This is a genomic window from Microcoleus sp. FACHB-831, assembly GCF_014695585.1.
Taxonomy (GTDB): domain Bacteria; phylum Cyanobacteriota; class Cyanobacteriia; order Cyanobacteriales; family FACHB-T130; genus FACHB-831.
This window is the reverse complement of sequence record NZ_JACJON010000032.1, coordinates 62,421-78,418: the sequence shown is the minus strand read 5'-3', so window position 1 is coordinate 78,418 and position 15,998 is coordinate 62,421. Positions and strand designations below refer to the sequence as shown.

16 protein-coding genes are annotated in these 15,998 nt (G+C 44.2%); 10 read left to right on the top strand and 6 right to left on the bottom strand.

From position 1 onward, the window contains the following. Nucleotides 1-44: 44 nt before the first annotated feature. Entirely contained in the window at nucleotides 45-182 is a 138-nt protein-coding gene (locus tag H6F77_RS06720) for a hypothetical protein (RefSeq protein WP_190486595.1), read from the top strand. Nucleotides 183-948: 766 nt separating this feature from the next. On the opposite strand, the gene H6F77_RS06715 is transcribed toward H6F77_RS06720, so the two are convergent. The 3 genes from H6F77_RS06715 to H6F77_RS06705 all read right to left on the bottom strand — a co-directional run bounded on the left by H6F77_RS06715 (nucleotide 949) and on the right by H6F77_RS06705 (nucleotide 4,330). Then, nucleotides 949-1,503, bottom strand: coding sequence for a hypothetical protein (locus H6F77_RS06715; RefSeq protein ID WP_199321206.1), 555 nt, complete (start codon nucleotides 1,501-1,503; stop codon nucleotides 949-951). A 152-nt stretch (nucleotides 1,504-1,655) separates the two neighbouring features. Next, nucleotides 1,656-3,866, bottom strand: a complete 2,211-nt coding sequence (locus H6F77_RS06710; protein ID WP_190486592.1) for a pentapeptide repeat-containing protein — start codon at nucleotides 3,864-3,866, stop codon at nucleotides 1,656-1,658. Nucleotides 3,867-3,985: 119 nt separating this feature from the next. Further along, on the bottom strand, nucleotides 3,986-4,330 hold the full coding sequence (locus H6F77_RS06705; RefSeq protein ID WP_190486590.1) for a hypothetical protein: 345 nt from the start codon (nucleotides 4,328-4,330) through the stop codon (nucleotides 3,986-3,988). 234 nt (nucleotides 4,331-4,564) lie between these two features. Here H6F77_RS06705 and H6F77_RS06700 point away from each other — a divergent pair, with 234 nt between their 5' ends. Then, nucleotides 4,565-5,029, top strand: coding sequence for a hypothetical protein (locus tag H6F77_RS06700; RefSeq protein ID WP_199321205.1), 465 nt, complete (start codon nucleotides 4,565-4,567; stop codon nucleotides 5,027-5,029). Nucleotides 5,030-5,097: 68 nt separating this feature from the next. Here the strand turns inward: H6F77_RS06700 and H6F77_RS06695 are convergent, their stop codons facing one another. Further along, entirely contained in the window at nucleotides 5,098-5,478 is a 381-nt protein-coding gene (locus H6F77_RS06695; protein WP_190486588.1) for a hypothetical protein, read from the bottom strand. A 332-nt stretch (nucleotides 5,479-5,810) separates the two neighbouring features. On the opposite strand from H6F77_RS06695, the gene H6F77_RS06690 reads away from it, so the two are divergent. Then, entirely contained in the window at nucleotides 5,811-6,389 is a 579-nt protein-coding gene (locus H6F77_RS06690) for a pentapeptide repeat-containing protein (protein ID WP_190486585.1), read from the top strand. 181 nt (nucleotides 6,390-6,570) lie between these two features. On the opposite strand, the gene H6F77_RS06685 is transcribed toward H6F77_RS06690, so the two are convergent. After that, entirely contained in the window at nucleotides 6,571-7,260 is a 690-nt protein-coding gene (locus tag H6F77_RS06685; RefSeq protein ID WP_190486584.1) for a response regulator transcription factor, read from the bottom strand. 497 nt (nucleotides 7,261-7,757) lie between these two features. Here H6F77_RS06685 and H6F77_RS06680 point away from each other — a divergent pair, with 497 nt between their 5' ends. Further along, a complete protein-coding gene (locus H6F77_RS06680; RefSeq protein ID WP_190486582.1) occupies nucleotides 7,758-9,281 on the top strand; it encodes a serine/threonine-protein kinase in 1,524 nt (507 codons plus the stop codon). Between the two features lie 92 nt (nucleotides 9,282-9,373). Here the strand turns inward: H6F77_RS06680 and H6F77_RS06675 are convergent, their stop codons facing one another. Beyond that, nucleotides 9,374-10,309, bottom strand: coding sequence for a hypothetical protein (locus H6F77_RS06675; protein ID WP_190486580.1), 936 nt, complete (start codon nucleotides 10,307-10,309; stop codon nucleotides 9,374-9,376). A gap of 146 nt (nucleotides 10,310-10,455) precedes the next feature. Between H6F77_RS06675 and hisG the strand changes: the two genes are divergently transcribed. From hisG to H6F77_RS06645, 6 genes are all read left to right on the top strand, one after another. Continuing rightward, nucleotides 10,456-11,100 carry an ATP phosphoribosyltransferase gene (hisG, locus tag H6F77_RS06670; protein WP_190486579.1) on the top strand — a complete coding sequence of 215 codons (645 nt, stop codon included), beginning with the start codon at nucleotides 10,456-10,458 and terminating at the stop codon, nucleotides 11,098-11,100. Then, the gene (locus tag H6F77_RS06665) at nucleotides 11,097-11,294 is read left to right on the top strand and encodes a hypothetical protein (protein ID WP_190486577.1); all 198 of its coding nucleotides are present in this window, start codon (nucleotides 11,097-11,099) and stop codon (nucleotides 11,292-11,294) included. The genes hisG and H6F77_RS06665 overlap by 4 nt, the downstream gene beginning before the upstream one ends. 321 nt (nucleotides 11,295-11,615) lie before the next feature. Next, a complete protein-coding gene (locus H6F77_RS06660; RefSeq protein WP_190486575.1) occupies nucleotides 11,616-12,431 on the top strand; it encodes an alpha/beta fold hydrolase in 816 nt (271 codons plus the stop codon). Beyond that, entirely contained in the window at nucleotides 12,421-14,220 is a 1,800-nt protein-coding gene (locus H6F77_RS06655) for a PAS domain-containing sensor histidine kinase (protein ID WP_190486573.1), read from the top strand. Before H6F77_RS06660 ends, H6F77_RS06655 begins: the two co-directional genes overlap by 11 nt. A gap of 64 nt (nucleotides 14,221-14,284) precedes the next feature. Next, nucleotides 14,285-14,431 (top strand): hypothetical protein, encoded by a 147-nt coding sequence (locus H6F77_RS06650; RefSeq protein ID WP_190486571.1) that lies wholly within the window; start codon nucleotides 14,285-14,287, stop codon nucleotides 14,429-14,431. Between the two features lie 313 nt (nucleotides 14,432-14,744). Beyond that, nucleotides 14,745-15,980 (top strand): HEAT repeat domain-containing protein, encoded by a 1,236-nt coding sequence (locus tag H6F77_RS06645; RefSeq protein ID WP_190486569.1) that lies wholly within the window; start codon nucleotides 14,745-14,747, stop codon nucleotides 15,978-15,980. The last annotated feature ends 18 nt before the right edge of the window (nucleotides 15,981-15,998 follow it).

Below are 15,998 nucleotides of genomic sequence, written 5' to 3'. Positions count from 1 at the left end.
TGCATCCTATAATCTATTTTGGTTAAAAAATTGCTGAATACCCGATGTCTAAAGACAAGCCGGGGAGCGTCTACACAGTTTTCAAACCTTATGTTTTAAGACTAGATATGAATGTCAAAGAGGTGATGTCGTACAGTGCATCTACTATTGGGTACTACATTCCTAAATCTCAGCATAGTTAAGCAGATATTAACCACTAACTATGGTTTTATTCATACCTAACTTATACAATCAGCCACTTTCAATACAGTTTGGCTAAGGTTAATAATTAACACTCGTCTGAGTTATTGAATCAAACAACCTCGATTGTCGTATTACAAAAATCGCGATTTCTAGTTAACTCAATGGTATTCCCTACACTTCACTATTCACTACTATCTTGTTTAAAATCACCTTATCTCTGGATTAAAGAGGTGGAATGTGCAGGAAATGGGTCATACCTATTCATTTTGATACATCTTTTAACTTAAACATCCAACCGAAGGTAGAGAAAATATAGAAATATTGAATGTCGATACAAAACTTTACATACAAAAAATGCTAACCCTACTAAAGAACGTTCTGGTCAACATTAAAAAAATTTCTATCCCATGAATATAAGTAATTTATTGACACATACAATCCTGAAAATAGCGGAATTTATCTAGTAACTTTTGACCCTATTATTGCGGAATTTTCACTACCTTTAGAATCATTCATAGAGGTTTTCACACAAGTGAAGTCCGCCAAATCCCGTCCAATCAAGCCTTGAAAATTTTAGCGCGTACCTCATTTAAGCAAGAACCGCTATAACAATCTTAAATGAGTTGTAAAATTAGCTTTTTGTCCTTCTTTGCGCCCTTTGCGGTTACTTAAAAAGTTCTAGGAAAATAAAAATAAAATGGCTATAGTTCATTGTTCATGTTTCATCGCCATGAGCAACGATCGATCAACAATGAACAATGACCTTTAGAATCTGAAACCAAGTCCGCCTTGTACAGAAACAGCAGTACCTCCACCATTACGGTAGGCATCAAAAGCAATAATAGCATTGCCAAAAATTACAGTATTACTGTTAGGAATAATGTAATCAATTCCAGGTTGGAGCGCAAAGCTGGTTTTGTTACCTACAGGCGAAGGTTTATCGCTGTTAGCAAAAGCAACGCCTGCGCCCAAATAGGCATCCATTTGCCAATTGATAGGAACATCATAAGAAACAGTGGGCACGATCGCAGGACTAGAGCCGATCAAAGCAGTGGCACGCAGAGACAGGGGAACTTCTAAGAGTTTATAGCGTGCGGTAAGGACTCCACCCACTTGACGACCTTCTCCATTCGCATCTCTATTCGTGCCATAGGTGGCACCTACACCAACATAACTGCCATATGCAGCCTGAGCAAACGCAGGCTGGCAAAAGGCAAAAGGTAAAAGGCTACATACCAAAGAAATAATTTTTAAGTTTTTATTTCTTAGTTTCAAAGCCGTCGCGCCAACTCCTGACACCAAATTTTTAAAACGCTTCATTTTTTCCTCCTCACGCCCACCTAGCTGAATGCTTAGGTTTTGAACGCGATTTTAGCTTAATTTCAGCCCCTAGTCTTACCCTAGAGAAAGTAAAAAGGCAGAAATCAAAAGGGAAGCTAGAAAATTCCTCTTTCTTTTACCTTTTGATGCACCTATCGACATTGAGGATGACGACCTCCGCGATCGCAGATAAAACTAATAGCTCTTGCATCTAAATTTTTCGCTTTAGCAAAATTAACGCCTTTGATGCGTGCAGCACTTGCCGCAGGAGGTGGCGCTTGCAGAAATTGATCGGACTGGGTTTGTAAAGCAGCAGCAAAGTTCGCACCCTGGAAATCGGCTCCATCCACGTTTGCACCGCGCAAATCTGCGGCGCTTAGATCGGCAGAGCGCAAGTTGGCATTTTGCAACTGAGCTTGAGCGAGATTGGCATTCATCAGCTTGGTAGAACTGAAGTCGGCTCCTTGCAACTTGGCAGCACTCAAATTGGCTCCCGTCATATCTGCGCCTTGCCAGTTGGATTGCGTTAAGTCGGCAAAGGAAAACTGAGCGCCAATTGCGCTTACCTGTGCGAGTCTAGCGCTATGCAGGTTCGCAGTTGAAAAATTCGCATTTGCTAAATCTGCACCAGTCAGGCTGGCATTTTCTAGATTGGCACTCCTTAAATTCGCAGCAATTAAAGAGCTACTGCTGAGGTTGGCTCCTGTCAGGATCGCATTTGACAAGTCGGCTCGGTTGAGGATGGCTCGCGTTAGGTTGGTGCGAGTCATGGCTACCTGGCTCAAAATTGCCCCAGTAAGGTTAGCTTCCTTGAGTTCTGCACCTGAGAGGTCGCTAATCCAATCGTCGAAAGTACCAAAACGCCTGTCTTCACCAGCAGCATAGAAGCGACTACCACGCAAGCTGGCATTGCTGAGGATGGCTCCTTTGAAGTTAATTCCGGATAAGTCAGTTTTGTCTAAAACCAAGGTAAATTGAACTGGGCCAGTGGTAGTTGCACCCAGGTCTATACGGCTGAGATTGGCTTTATGGACTTGACTGGTGTAGATCGTGAGAATTTTGGCGATCGCTCTCTGGGTTGCTCTTTGTCGTAAGGCGATCAAATTCTGCTCCTGCGGTATTCCCCTACTCCGCAGCGCCTCTTTGTCATTTCGCAGAGATTGATTCAAGCGTTGCAAGTAGGGTAAAGCTTTGGGACCGCTACTCACCAAAGATTGCTGAATCGCATCTATTAACCCATCCCTTTTTTCCTGACCCAACAAATCCACCAAGAAGGGAATGGCGCGGGGGTCGTCAAGTCTAGCCAGCGCCAGCATAGCTCCCCGGCGTTCTTCCACTGCATTGGGGGAAATGGCACTTAATTGTCTGACTAAGGCGAGAAATACTTCGTTGTCCTGCTGCTTAAACACCCGCCGATTTGCCTGACCTTGAATGTAGATTTGCGTACCGACAAAGGTTCCTAACACGGAAGTCATTCCGGCAATAGCTACTATCAGCAGAGTGATACCTGGATGTTCGCGCATCCAGTGCCACAAGGTCAGGTATCTCCAGCTTGGTAGTGCTGTGAGGATGATGGTAGTAACGCTTTCGCGTCGTCGGTTGTTGTCGGTTTCGGGGTCTGGTTCCGTCCAGGTGTTTTGCACCTCTAGACGGACTGGTTGACCTTCAGAGAGCGGTCGTTGCGGCGGGTGTGAGTTGGAATTCAAGTTACGACGAGCGACGCCCAGGACATAGGTTCCGGCGATTTGGTCGTGCAGCGATCGCCGCTGTCTGCTTAACAGAGCGATCGCATTCTCGCCCACTATCATCAAGCCTGCTAGTCCCAGCAATATTCCCCCATCCGGGAATGCACCGCTGTAGCGCCAGATCGTATAAGCTACTCCCAGTGGCACTCCCCAGCGACCTACTAGCTCTCGCCAAATTGCACGAATTATACCGGGGTTTTCTCCAGACGCTTTTACTACCCGCACGGCAAACCACCGCTTAGGCGTAGTTTGACCAGTTTTGCCTAGTAAATATAGTTGCCAGGAAGTAACCGCGAGGGGTGCAAGCAGCGCTCCGCACCAGAATAAATTGGTGAGTGGGGGGACTTGTCGATTAGTTTCGCGCAGGGGTAGAGCTAGGGTTTTAGCGATCGCCTCCCCTGTAGTCGCTACCATTGGGTTGAGGGGAACAGGAGCGGCTCCTGAGTTTGACTGAGCATAAACCCCAATGCTGAAAGGAACCGCAGTACTGGCTGCTACCAACGAAATTTCCACTGCCCATGCCGCGATGCGCCTGCTGAAAAGTGGCAGTTTGTAAAGTCCCTTTGGCAACGGCTTGCTTTTTTTATCTGTAGATTTTTTTACGCTAGGGCGATCCATAGAATTTAGACTTTAGACGATGCAGCTATCCATAGTCCATAGTCTATAGTTCATCGTCACCGTAGCGTTTGTGCGCTAGTAGCGATCGCGCGATCGCCGGACAGCTACCAACGCATATGCTAGTTGCGACGTTCTTTAGCTATCCAGAACTTGTACCCTGCATAGACTAACACGCCTAAGACGGCCAGACTAATTAAGGAGGCGACAAGTTGGAAAACAGTTCTCAGGACGGCAAAACCAACGATTGCTCCAACCGCGATCGCCACAATTCTACCGCCACTTGATAGACCGTTAAACCATGTAACGATTTTGTTCAATAGCAGCGATGGGTTTAATTCCGAGGGTTCGGCTTGAGTAGATAGCGGTTGTCCTGGCTGGATTCTGGCTCCTGTAGGAGTTTTATCGATTTCCTTTTCTAGTTCTTGGAGTTTACGCTCCCAGTCGCGATTTTCTGGATTATTCATCTGTTTTATTTCCCATGCGGAGGCGCAAAATGGCATCTAGCCAAAAAGTTGCTGTCTAGTGTGCTGTTTCATCTGCAATCTTAGCGAAGGTCGGTTTCGTTTAGCCCGCTATTTGACAAAATAAGACCTTGCATCAGTGCAATTCAAAATCTAAAATCTACCAAAATAGATATGACACTTGGGATAGAGGAACACGTATCCCCCAGGGGTGTATCGCAATTGAGGACAATAGGATTGAGAGATTCAACAAACACGGTGAGCGACAATATGAAGACAGGCAAGTACTGGATGGTTGTTCCCACCGCCTTAGCTACGATATTAACTAGCGCTGGTGTTGCTAGCAGCAATGCGCCAGTTCTAGAACTAGCGCGTAGTTCCCAGACCGAACCAATCGTTGTTAGCGGTACATCTGGGGGGACAAACAAAACTAATTGCGGCAACATTGGCTCAACACCAAACCAAGTTATTAAGGTAACGCAGGGACAAATAGACTATATGCGGTTCAGCGTTAAAGCAGAGGGTCAACCTACAATGGTGGTTGAGGGGCCGGGGGGACGCTTCTGCGTTCTAGCAGATAAAGCTTCGGGAGAAAACCCAGAAATGTCAGGAGTTTGGCCTGCGGGTACTTATAAGATTTTTATAGGCGATCGCTCTGGCGGCCAACATCCTTTCACCCTTTCTATTACTCAAAAGAGATAAGCAAGCAGTCATTGTTCGTGGTTCATCGTTAATAGCCATTTGCCAATGAACAATGAACCAGCAATTTATTAATCTTCAATCTGTTTTGCTGATACCTCAACGGCTTGAACGTCAATAGTACCGGGAGGGGTAAGGCGGACAAAATGATTTTTATCGGCTTTTAGGGGTTCTTTGCAGCTAGGACACTGGAACTCGGTGCGGTTAAAACCAGTAAACTCATAACCGCAAACAGGACAATCGTCTTCAACCAAGTTGCGTTTTACCCAAAACCGAAATCCTATCAATGCGATCGCTGGTGTAATAACGATCAAGCCGACGATAATAACAAAAGACTTAACTAACCAGCCCAAGCCAATTGCCCCCAGCAACCACGCGATCGCTACCAGGGCTACCCAAAAGCCGAGGCCAGATAAGTTAAACTGCAATATCTTAGGGTTGTTCTGGTTCACGGCTATCTCCTATATCAATTATCCGGAAAGTGGCTCTACATTCGATCCTAATGCGCTGCCAGCCGTTTGACCATCTTCACTGCTACGCCCATTTATGGTAAGCGTTTTCAATTTTTAATTAAAATTTTATTATTCAAAACTTTGTTCAGATTATGTTTATACCTTTGATTTATTACTTTTAAAATAGTAATTTAAGTAAATATTTCACTCAAACATTAAACTTAAAAACCCCAAATTTATCGGCTGCTTTTAATACCAAGCCCTTAAGATACCCGACTTCTCCAAGAAGTCGGGTATCTTGCCTTCACGAATTATTTAGGCTCGCTATATATATGATTCAAATCACTAAAGAAGAGTTGTTGAGTAGGTATGCTGCTGGGGAAAGAAACTTCTCCGCCATCAAATTTAGAGCCGACTCTGAACGCAGATTGTATAAAATCGATCTTCACGGTGCTGACTTGCGGGGTATCAACCTTAGTGGTTCTGACTTGACGTTCACGAATTTGAGAGAGGCTAATCTGAGTGGAGCAATCTTGAGCGGTGCTACTTTGACTCAAAGCGATCTGAGGGAAGCTAATTTGGAAGGAGTCATTGCTGTCGGTACTATGTTGGGTAGATCTGCTCTCTCGTTGTCTAGTCTGCGTGATGCCAATCTGACTGGAGCAAGTTTCTTGCAAGGTGGTTGTAGATGTGCTGATTTCACTGGAGCCAATATGTACGGCGTCACAATGGCTGAATATAACGTTGATGGGGCTGATTTCAGCAACGTGGATCTCGAATTTGCGACTATTATCAAAGTTGACTTTTCCAAAGCTGATGTCAGAGGTTTCTTTACTTTTCAACAAGCTTTTTTCTGGCAAGTCACTTTGCCCGATGGAGTTTACATCGAAGGACCGCTCTTCAACCCCTAAAGCTGACAAATCAGCAAAAACGTTTGCTCCAGGAATGAAACCCAACATTGACATGGGTTTGATGGGTAGAGCCTAAGCGAAACCCGTCCTACAAATAATTAGATCCATTTATTTAGTAGTAAGGTGGGCATTGCCGGGCTACAGATAGAAGATCTGCGTAAGTCCTGAGCTATTTAAAAATTCAAGCGTTTTCGCCAAAACGGTATCCTTTACCGTATACGGTGTGAATTAGAGGCGTTTCACCATTTACCTCAATTTTGCGGCGCAGCAAACGAATTAAAGCCGCCAAAACATTGCTGCTAGGTTGCTCGTTATCTCCCCAAAGTTCTTGGTAAATTTGCGCGTGAGTTAGCAAACTGCCAGCATTACGCATAAAATATTCCAACAATTGGCATTCTTTTTCAGATAGTTGAATCATCCGTCCTTGACGATAAGCAAGCTGATTTTCACAATCCAATTCCAAATCAGCTATACGCATTAACGGATGTAAATTGCGGGTTTCTTGTAACGCACTTGGACGACGCACCCTAGCGCGGACTCGCGCTAGTAACTCTCTCAATTCAAAAGGCTTAACTAGATAATCATCAGCACCAGCGTCTAGTCCCCTTACGCGGTCATCTATGGTGTCTTTGGCGGTGAGAAATAATACTGGTGTGGTATCGCCGCGCGATCGCATCTGCTGGCAAATCTCCAAGCCCGTCTGATGCGGTAACATCCAATCCAGAATCAGCAGGTCATAACCCCCAACTGCTGCCATCTGGCTCCCAGCAGCACCATCATAAACCACATCGACGCTGTAGCCTTCACTGGTTAACACGCGAGTCAGCGGTTCAGTTAGTTCAATTTCATCATCAACCAGAAGAATTCGCATAATATTTATTTTTTAGACATAAAAGCCGCAGGGTCAAGGGTATCGCACTAAATTACATTTACCCCCATACCCACATTAGTACCTGCCTTATGCGATTTTTCTGTTTGCCAAAAGCAGCTTTACCTGGTTTGATATCAAGCTTGTTAGCTTCTTATTCCCTCACCTTGAATAACCAGAAACAGTATCCTGAGACTGGCGTAATGGTATCTTATAACACCAATTTGCTCGGAATGCATGCAAACAAGTTGTAACTGGCAAACTTATTGATATATACGCTAAAAGTGGCGTTAAAGCGAAATATATTGACCTTACAACACCTCAATCGCCCCAAGTATCAACAAAAAAACTATCCAAAGGTAGCATAATGCTATTAAATTTTTAGTGGGGCTGACTTGTTTTCGTCTTTGATAGGGAAGTATTAGTCTAAGACCGTTGTCCAGTTAGGGTTTGAAAAGGGTGCAACTCGTTCCGAGTTAACTAGAAGCAATGAGCCTACCATGCAACCACCAATTCCGCCTGGGGTTATCCTGCAAAACCGCTATCGATTAACCAAATCTCTCGGCCAGGGGGGGTTTGGGCGCACCTACTTAGCGCAAGACAGAGATCGCTTTAACGAAATTTGCGTTATTAAAGAATATCTCGTACCCACGCAAGCAGGTGAGTACGTTTTAAACAAAACAAAGGAACTCTTCCAGCGAGAGGCGGAGGTTCTTTATAAGATTGACCATCCCCAAATTCCTAAATTCCGGGCGACATTTGAACAGGGTAAGCGGCTGTTTTTCGTGCAGGATTATGTTGAAGGTAAGACTTATAGGGTTTTGCTGGACGAGCGTTTAGAGGAGGATACTACCTTTTCAGAAGCGGAAGCGGTGAAGTTTTTGCAGGACATGTTGCCAGTATTAGAGCATATCCACAGCAAGGGAATTATACATAGGGATATTTCACCAGAAAATATTATTTTGAGGGAGAGCGATCGCTTGCCTGTATTGATTGATTTTGGTGCGGTAAAGGAAGGCGTTGCTAATTTGCAAGCATCTGAAGAAGCTCCCCAAGGAACTACTATGGGGAAAATTGGCTATTCACCAGACGAACAACTGCGGACTGGCCAAGTTTATCCTAATAGCGATATTTATGCTTTAGCAGTAACAACAGTTGTGTTGATGACTGGTAAAAAGCCGCAGGAATTATTAGATCAATCGACAATGACTTGGCGCTGGCATCAGTGGCTTCCCACCCTCAGCCTGCATTTTTCCAATTTGTTGAATCGGATGATGAGTGCCAGACCTAATAATCGCTACCAATCAGCAACAGAAGTTTTGCAAGCTTTGCGATCGCTTCACGGTTTAGTGGGTACATCAGAACATCCAACTGTTTTTCAACAACAGATTAAAACGCAGACGACACCAACCCGCAGTGCAAGTACAACTCGCCGTCCAACTGTTACCCGTCAACCTACTAGAAATCCTATTTGGAATAACCCTTGGGCTTTAGCTACTATTGTTGGCGGAGTAGTATTATTTATTAGCATTGGTCCCGTTGTTTTGCTAGGCTCGATGTTTAATACGAATCGAGTAAAACTATCTCGCAAAGCGGCGATCGCTCCAACTACTGCATTATCTCCAGAATCCATCGCACCAACTGTCAGTCCTATCAGTGAAACTATTGTACCAACGCCTACTTTAACTCCAACTCCCATCTCGCCACAAGTTACCCAGAGCGATCGCGTAACTTTATTAAGAGGAGAAAGAACATCAAAGCAAGGTCAATTGAAAGTTAATCAACTGATTAACTACATTATTTTTATTGAAGAAGGCCAGCAATTCAGGGCTTCCCTGAGTGCAGGCAAAGCAGCGATGACCATCTTAGCACCCAATCGAGAACTGCTTAACTTCCAAGCCAAGCAAGTACAACAATGGGAAGGAAAGATGCCTTTAAGAGGTGAATACTATATTCAGTTAAGTTTGCCAGAAGGCGTTAAAGAAAGTAACTACCAGTTAGACCTTAATTTGCCTAGTAATTAATACTTTAACTGTATATTTTCCAACAACTTTCTCTGTTCTAAACTTGCCAGGGGTTAACCGAAGAGTGAGGTTGAGCATAAATTTTTTGCTGGTTATTTAGAGACTCCTTTTTTGCGGAATCCTAGATAATGCGGTAATTTATTGGCATTGGGGTTATCTTTCATATTGACTGGTTGCGGTACGAGCAAATTACCAGTACGGGGATTGGTAATAAACGTAGAACTACCACCATCGCTGGTTAAAATATCTCCTTTCACGCCTAATTTACGGAGTAATTCTGCTGCTTCATCTAACGTAGTTTTATTAACAGTTAGTATTAAAATTAATTCATCGCCGGGAGTTTTATCTTTGTTTAATGTCCCGATGACGTGGTATTTATTTGCCTGGTCTTTACCCAAAATTTTAGCAGGATGATCGCTATAGCGATAGCTTACGAGAGCATTTTTGACGCTTGGTTTAGTGAGGGGGAAACCCGATTTAGGGTCATAATCAGTAATATAAGCAGTGTTATCGTTCCACACGAGTGCTTTGAGTTTTATATTTTTGTAGTAATCATTTGCTGCCCCGCTAAAAGGGCCATACGGACTGCTTCCTGCGGTAATTAATTGACCGTTAACTTTAAGCGGGAAGGCTAATTGCGTACTGGCTTTGTATTCTTCAAAGAAAGCACAGTTCATTATTGAGAACACTTGTTTGCCGTAAAGTGTTTTGTACTGATTCTCTACATCGGAAAATAGTTGCATCGGAAAATAAGGGCTGTTGGAATTCCCATTAACGCGATAATATTTACCCTCGCCCAAACCCATTTTTTCTACATCGCCAATAATTTGGTCTACGTGCATTTTTCGTAAGTCGATTGCTTGCAAGTAGGCTTCATTACCATCAGCGAGTTGGGTTTTGTACAACCCGGCTCCGTCAATAATGTCGAGAGAGCGGTATGCTGTTGGTGGCGCGAACGTTTGGGCGTTGGCGATCGCTATGTTGAAACTCAGTAAGAAGAAAACGAATATCAGTAACAATTTATTCATAACAATACTGGTGATATGTTTAATTTCGTTTACCTACTTAGGTTTATTTAAAGATTACCTTATTTAAAATAACCAAATACTTTTGGTGCTTTTGTTTTACAATCTAAAATCCAAAATCTAAAATCCAAAATCGCTTAACTTGCCCCATGATTACAGTTGCATTACCCAAGGGCGCACTTTTGACAGATAGCATCCGCCTGTTTAAAACAGTAGGATTGGACTTCAGCGCTTTTCTAGACTCAGGAACGCGCCAATTGCAAATTGAGGACCCGACTAAGACGGCTAAAGCTTTGCTGGTAAGAGCGCATGACGTGCCAGTTTATGTAGAATACGGACAAGCGCAGCTAGGAATTGTCGGTTACGACGTGCTGCGGGAGAAGGCGCCGCAAGTTGCACAATTAGCAGATTTGCAGTTTGGCAAATGTCGGATGTCGGTAGCGGTACGCGATTCTAGCCCTTATCGTTCCGCAGTGGAATTGCCGCCAAACTGTCGAGTTGCCTCTAAATTTGTGCGTTGCGCCCGCGAGTACTTTCACAGCCTGGATTTGCCTGTAGAGATTGTGCCTTTGTATGGTTCTGTTGAATTGGGGCCGATTACGGGGATGTCTGAGGCGATTGTAGACTTGGTTTCGACGGGTCGCACGCTGCGAGAGAATGGGTTGGTGGAGATTGATACTCTGTATGTGAGTACGTCGCGGCTGATTGCCCATCCCCTGAGTTATCGTCTCAACAGCGGGAATCTGCATAGTTGGGTGGAAAAACTGCGCGAAGCAAGTCTAGCGGCGGTTTGAATCAGGCTAGGCGCGATCGCCTGAATTTTTGTTGGGCGTTGCTGAAAAGTCATGTTTTTGGCACGATAAAATCAGCTTCTGAGTTATCTAAATCATTAGCAATTCAGCAACGCCCTCAACCGAATGCACGATGCGACTTTCCTGTTGCTCCACTCACTCCCCAACTGCTGCCAATGTGGAAGTTGGTGCGATAATCAAGGGCAATATTCTAGAGCGACCAAGATGCGATACTCAATGCCTAACTTGGGCTTGGAACCTGGTTGAGAAACCTCTCTCACGTAGAGGTTTGAGCGCGTTGACCATTTGCTTAAATGTATTTTTCTGCACTCCAAAACGGCGCTTGCAGCGTTTGCCACATAGAGTTTGCGATATCATGAATTCATCAGGATGTTGGATGCAATAGTTATGTCCTGATTTTTATCATTTTTGCAGTTTTAGCAACCTATCTAGGGAAGCTAATTTGCAAGAGACTTTATGACTCCTACTCTATATTTAGCGCCTTTGCGTAATTTCTCATGGTTTCAGAAATTATTTTACGAAATAATGTAACCTTATTCGGTCGAGGCACACAGCCGATGCTGTTTGCTCATGGGTTTGGCTGTGACCAGAATATGTGGCGTTTTTTAACGCCAGACTTTGAGGATGATTACAAAATTGTCTTATTTGATTATGTTGGGTCTGGAAAATCAGACCTGAATGCTTATAGCGTTGAGCGGTACAGCGATATTAATGGGTATGTTAAAGATATCCTTGATATTTGCGAGGCATTGGATTTGACGAATGTGATTTTCGTCGGCCATTCGGTTAGTAGCATGATTGGCATTTTGGCATCCATTCAAGCTCCCCATCGCTTCGAGCGCCTGATTCTTGTTGCTCCCTCCCCTTGCTATATCAATGACTTACCCGATTATTGGGGAGGGTTTGAGCGCCCAGAAATTGAAGAGCTGCTGGATATTATGGAGAAAAATTACATTGGGTGGGCAAGTTTTTTTGCCCCGGTCATCATGAAGAATGAGGAGCGTCCTGAGCTTATAAATGAGCTTGAGACTAGCTTTTGTTCAACCGATCCAGTAGTTGCTCGTCAGTTTGCTGAAGTTACTTTCTTTTCCGATAACCGCTGCGACTTGCCGAAAGTGACCGTTCCATCCCTGATTTTGCAATGCTCAGAAGATGCGATCGCTTCGCTCGAGGTAGGTCATTACCTGCACCGCCACTTGCCTGAAAGCACGCTACAAATCATTACGGCTACCGGGCATTGCCCGCACATGAGCCATCCCAAGGAAAGTATCCATTTCATCAAAGAATATTTGACAGCTGCCCATGCAACCTGAGTGCTTTAAATCAGGAGACATTTATCACCTAGATGAACTACTAAACACCGTACCTTGCGGTTTTCTCACGTTTACAGACGATGGCAAAATTGTCGTTGTAAATGCTACGCTGCTGCAATTACTTGGGTATGAACTAGACGAACTGCGGGGGCAACGTATTGACTCGATTTTGCCGATAGCTGGTCGCATCTTCTATCAAACCCATTTCTTTCCATTGCTCAAGCTACATGGCAAGGTGGAAGAGATATACATCTCACTCAGGCATAAACAGGGCAATACCCTACCCGTACTGGTGAATGCAGTGCGCCAGGAACGTTCAGGCGTTTTCATTAATGAATGTATCTTTGTACTTGTGCGTCAGCGAGTTCGGTATGAAGATGAGCTTCTTCAGGCAAAGAAAGATGCACAAGCCGCCATTTTGGCCGAGAACCAGGCTAACGCTAGGTTGCAGCAAGCTCAGATAGCATTAGAGTCCAAGCAGGCAGAATTATTGGAACTGAATGCGAAGCTGGAAGAACAAGTTCAGCAGCGAACAGCCCAACTACAACAAGCGCTTAATTTTGAGTCCTTACTACAGCGGATTGCAGACAAAGTTCGTGACAGCTTGGATGAGGAACAGATCCTGCAAGCCGCAGTGCAAGAGTTAGGCGTTGAGTTGGCAATCGAATATTGTGATGTTGAAATATATAATTCACACCAGACGCAACCGATCGTTGCCTATGAATACAACCAAAGCCTGACTTTGGCGCCTGGGCAAGCTGTGAAAATTACTTCTGTTATTCCTGTCATTGCCTCCGTTCCCATGCAGGGGGAAGTTTTGCAATTGTGTTCAATTATTTCGCATGGATTGCTGCATAATCCCAAGCAGTTAGCAATTCTTGCTTGCCCTATTTATGACGATCGGGGGGTTTTAGGCAATCTATGTTTGTTCAGGCAAAAGGAAGAAACTTTTAGTAATTTAGAAATTCGGTTGGTACAACAAGTTGCCAATCATTGTGCGATCGCTCTGCGCCAATCTCGTCTGTATCAGGCCGCTCAACTTCAAGTCCAAGAACTAAAACGTCTGAATCAACTCAAGAACGATTTCCTAAGTACCATCTCCCACGAACTCCGGACACCGATGTCCAGTATGAAGATGGCACTTGAGATGTTAGAAATTTGTTTGCTTCCTCTGGGAGTATTCGAGCATACAAATCCTATCGGTCAGTACTTTCAAATCCTGCAAACCGAAAGTCAACAAGAGCTTGACTTGATAGATACCCTGTTGGAGCTGGCTCACACTGATGCCAGTACAGCCCCCTTAAATCTGTCTCCTATTCATCTCCATTTTTGGCTCCCTCATGTCGTGGAACCTTTTATTCACCGTACCTCTAATCAAGAGCAATACTTGAAAGTTTGGGTTCAAGAAGACTTGCCACCCTTTATGGCGGATCTTACTTATCTGGGGCGAGTGCTTACAGAGTTACTCCAAAATGCTTGCAAGTATACTCCAGCCGGAGAAACAATTAGCGTTTCAGCCCGCTTTGCGGTAGATAGTAACCGTCGCAATATCCCCTGTTTGCAAATTGAAGTCAGTAATTCAGGTGCCGAAATTCCTGAAATAGAACGCGATCGCATCTTCGATAAGTTCTACCGCATCCCTAACAATGACCCCTGGAAACATGGTGGCACGGGTTTAGGTCTGGCACTGGTAAAAAAGCTAGTCGAACACATGAGCGGATCGATTTGGGTTGAGAGCAGCCAAAACCTGACTCAATTTATCCTTCAATTTCCGCTTAATCTTGAGTAGGGGTTAAGAAACTAGGGGCTTGTACTAAAAAATTTTAAATCTGCAATCTGCAATTTCGGTCTGTGTGGCATTAGTAAAAGAAAATTTTGTCCTAGACAGTTTAGGACAGCGACTACAAGATGGCTCGCAGTCTTTGCAACACGTCAAGGCAGAAATCTTCATTAGAACAGCCCAATTTTCACCCGCACCAGTACTCCTGAAAGATGTTTGAGAGATTAATTTCTGGCGTTGCTGAAAAGTAATGGTTTTGGCAGATAAAATCAGCTTCTGAGGTATCTAAATCATTCGCAATTCAGCAACGCCTTTTGTTGAATAGCGATCGCGGGTGCGTTCTTACAAGATGAGAGGCGATAAATCCCCCTCTCTACAAAATTTGGGTTTTTAGTACAAATGTACTAAAATGGTGGGCGATCGCAACTGCGCTGTTTTCGAGTCCTCTGATGAACCGGACAAGAGATGGAGTAGCGATCGCCTCGCCTTTATTTTGGGAATTCTAAATAAGTACCGCACGCGCCAAAGGTAATATGAACAACAATCTCAATCAGCCGAGAGAAGATGATGCCGTGCTTGGCGGTCAAGCACCACCCCCAGTCGCAGGCGTTATCTTGGGAGGAATTGAAGGTGTTAAACGTCGCTTGGCGAGTTCGGTTGTAGAAGTCCAAATTGCTGCTCTCAGAGAAGCACTCAAATATGGTGAATTAGGTTTAGATGTGGTAATTGAAGCTTTGCAGAATAATTCCTTGCAAGTGCAGCGCAAAGCCTATTTGATTTTGCGGGACAAGACAGATTTTAAGGTAAAGCAGGCTTTATTAGATTACGAACCCTGGGAGTTTTTTACGACATTAGCGGGCTGGAAACATGAGGATTTTAACCCTCAAATAGGCATTACAGATCCAGTCGGCACTGCTTACGTTGTGAAACTAGATCAATTTGAAATGCTTCTAAAAGATCCACAAGCGAGTAAAGTCGAAGCCTTGGTCTGTCGAATGCGGTATGACTACCAGAATAGACAACAATTTAAAACTTATGTAGATGCTATTTCTGGCGCAAGCAAGCAGTTGACAAGTCTCAAAGCGTTGTTCATCGGAGATGGTGAAGAACACCAATATAGAAAATCCAGGCTAGAAGTGAGCGACATCAGCCCTATTTTAAAGGCTTATCCTAATCTTGAGGTGTTGCAGGTTCGGGGTCGCATCGATAGGTATTCCTCTCTAAATTTAGAAGACCTACGACACGACTGTTTAAAGACACTCATTGTCGAAACTGCTGATATCGATGATAGGAATTTTGCCCAAATTTGCGCTCTCAGATTACCAGCCCTAGAATATCTTGAGTTGTGGCTGGGTACGCAGCTATATTTAACAGAGGCCATTGATAGCCTAAGCCCCATTCTTTTCAATGAATTATTTCCAAATCTAAGCTATTTGGGATTGCGTAGTAGCGAAGAAACCGATCGAATTGCATCTGTCCTTGTACAGTCGCCGATAATCGATCGCCTTGCGGTGTTGGATCTGTCGATGGGGACTTTAACAGACAAGGGGGCGAAAACTTTGCTAAACTGTCCGGCGACCGCTTATCTTCACACACTTAATGTCTCTAATAACCGCTTGTGTGAATACATGGTTGAAGAGTTATCTGAGCTTAAGTGTTGGGTAATTGCAGATGCACAGGATGATTCTGGATATGGAGGCGATCGCTACTATGCTCTGAATGAGAATTGTGAAGATGAAAGCGATCGCTACTATCCTCTGGGTGAGTGAGACTAAAGATTTCTAGTT